Origin of the sequence: Marivita geojedonensis (assembly GCF_002115805.1) — a bacterium.
GTDB lineage: Bacteria > Pseudomonadota > Alphaproteobacteria > Rhodobacterales > Rhodobacteraceae > Marivita > Marivita geojedonensis.
Window position 1 is genome coordinate 1 of the sequence record NZ_JFKC01000060.1, and the last position, 2,306, is coordinate 2,306.

Below are 2,306 nucleotides of genomic sequence, written 5' to 3' on the forward strand. Positions count from 1 at the left end.
ACGTGCGTCATGGTGCGTGTCCGCACGCACCGAACTGAATAACGGGACGGGCTCTGGTCCGTCCCATCCGGTTCGATGAAGGGGCAGGGTGGTCTTGCCTCTTCCTCTCAACCGCAACGCCAATAAAGGCTAAGACCAATGCAAAGCCAGAATATTCGCATTCGGCTCAAGGCGTTTGACTACCGTGTGCTCGACGCATCGACACAGGAAATCGTCAACACAGCCAAGCGGACCGGCGCGCAAGTGCGTGGCCCGATCCCGCTGCCGAACAAGATCGAGAAATTCACCGTTCTGCGTGGCCCGCACGTGAACAAAAAGTCGCGCGACCAGTTCGAGATCCGCACGCACAAGCGTCTTCTCGACATCGTCGATCCGACCCCGCAGACCGTGGACGCTCTGATGAAACTCGACCTCGCCGCTGGCGTGGATGTCGAGATCAAGGTGTAAGGGGGTATCAACATGATGCGCTCTGGTATCATCGCAAAGAAAGTCGGCATGACCCGGCTTTTCATGGAAGACGGCAAGCAGGTTCCTGTGACCGTTCTCCAACCCGACAAGCTTCAGGTGGTTGCACAGCGCACCCCTGAGCAGCACGGCTACTCGGCGGTTCAGCTGGGCACCGGTTCGATCAAGGCAAAGCGCGTATCCAAAGCGATGCGCGGTCACTTTGCTGCGGCGAACGTGGAACCCAAGCGGAAGGTCGCGGAATTCCGCGTCGCACCCGAGAACCTGATCAACGTGGGTGAAGAGATCACCGCTGACCACTACTTCGAAGGTCAGTATGTGGATGTCTCCGGCACCTCGATCGGTAAAGGTTTCGCCGGTGCCATGAAGCGGCACAACTTCGGTGGTCTGCGTGCGTCGCACGGTGTGTCGATCTCGCACCGTTCGCACGGCTCCACCGGTCAGTGTCAGGATCCGGGCAAGGTCTTCAAAGGTAAGAAGATGGCCGGTCATATGGGGGCCGTAAAGGTGACAACCCAGAACCTGCAGGTCGTGAAGACGGACGCGGAACGCGGCATCATCATGATCAAAGGCGCCGTTCCCGGTGCCAAGGGTGGCTGGGTGACCGTCAAGGACGCCATGAAGAAGCCGGTTCCGGAAAACGTGATCCTGCCTGCCGCTCTGCGTTCCGCTGGTGAAGAAGCCAAGCGTCTGGCCGAAGAAGCCGCCGCCCAGGCCGCAGCCGAGGAAGCCGCAGCAGCAGAAGCCGCAGCAGCAGAGGCCGCCGCAGCGGAAGAAGCCGCTCTGAAGGAAGCCGAAGCTGAAATTCAGGCTGAGAAGAAGGAAGGCGACGAATGAAACTCGACGTGATCAAACTGGACGGCGGAAAAGCCGGGTCGGTCGAGCTGGGCGACGAGATCTTCGGTCTCGAGCCGCGCGCCGACATCCTGCACCGTGTCGTCCGCTGGCAGCGCAACAAAGCGCAGGCCGGTACACACAAGGTGAAAACGCGGTCCGAAGTCAGCTACTCGACCAAGAAGATCTACCGCCAGAAGGGCACCGGTGGCGCACGTCACGGCTCCCGCAAGGCACCGATCTTCCGCAAGGGTGGCATCTACAAGGGCCCGACCCCGCGCAGCCACGCGCATGACCTTCCCAAGAAGGTCCGCAAGCTGGGCCTGATGCACGCTCTGTCGGCCAAGGTCAAAGACGGGTCGCTTGTCATCATCGAGAACATCGAGTCCGATGGCAAAACATCCTCTCTGGCCAAGCAGGTTGCAAACCTGGGCTGGAAGCGCGCGCTGATCATTGACGGGGCAGAGGTGAACGAAAACTTCATCCGCGCCGCAGCGAACATCGATGGTCTCGATGTTCTGCCGTCGATGGGGGCAAACGTCTATGACATCCTCAAGCGTGACACGCTCGTGCTCACGAAGGCGGGTGTCGAAGCACTGGAGGCTCGTCTGAAATGAGCGCGAAAGCTGAACATTACGATGTGATCCGCAAGCCGATCATCACCGAGAAATCCACAATGGCGTCCGAAAACGGTGCCGTGGTCTTCGAAGTGGCGATCGACGCTAACAAACCGCAGATCAAAGAGGCCGTCGAGGCTCTGTTTGGTGTGTCGGTCAAGGCAGTGAACACGACGATCACCAAGGGTAAGGTCAAGCGCTTCCGCGGCCAGCTGGGCAAGCGGAAAGACGTCAAGAAGGCCTATGTGACCCTCGCCGAAGGCAACACGATCGACGTGACCACGGGTCTGTGATCTGGTCGGGCTTCGGCCCGGTTTGAGAGAATGAGAAAGCCCCTCGCCCGCGATGGCGGGGGGCTTTTGTTATTTTTGGCGATTTAATCTATTAGGC

General features: G+C 59.5%; 4 protein-coding genes. All 4 read left to right on the plus strand.

Features of this window, described 5'->3' with window-relative positions; all coding sequences use genetic code 11:
• The first annotated feature begins 138 nt into the window (after positions 1 to 138).
• From rpsJ to MGEO_RS20960, 4 genes are read left to right on the plus strand one after another with little or no spacing between them, the layout of a single operon-like run.
• Entirely contained in the window at positions 139 to 447 is a 309-nt protein-coding gene (gene rpsJ / locus MGEO_RS20945; protein WP_007792792.1) for a 30S ribosomal protein S10, read from the plus strand.
• A 12-nt stretch (positions 448 to 459) separates the two neighbouring features.
• Positions 460 to 1,302, plus strand: a complete 843-nt coding sequence (gene rplC, locus MGEO_RS20950; RefSeq protein ID WP_085641678.1) for a 50S ribosomal protein L3 — start codon at positions 460 to 462, stop codon at positions 1,300 to 1,302.
• Complete coding sequence (rplD, locus tag MGEO_RS20955; protein WP_085641679.1) at positions 1,299 to 1,916, plus strand: 50S ribosomal protein L4; 618 nt, start codon at positions 1,299 to 1,301, stop codon at positions 1,914 to 1,916. Before rplC ends, rplD begins: the two co-directional genes overlap by 4 nt.
• Positions 1,913 to 2,209, plus strand: coding sequence for a 50S ribosomal protein L23 (locus tag MGEO_RS20960; RefSeq protein ID WP_085641680.1), 297 nt, complete (start codon positions 1,913 to 1,915; stop codon positions 2,207 to 2,209). The genes rplD and MGEO_RS20960 overlap by 4 nt, the downstream gene beginning before the upstream one ends.
• The last annotated feature ends 97 nt before the right edge of the window (positions 2,210 to 2,306 follow it).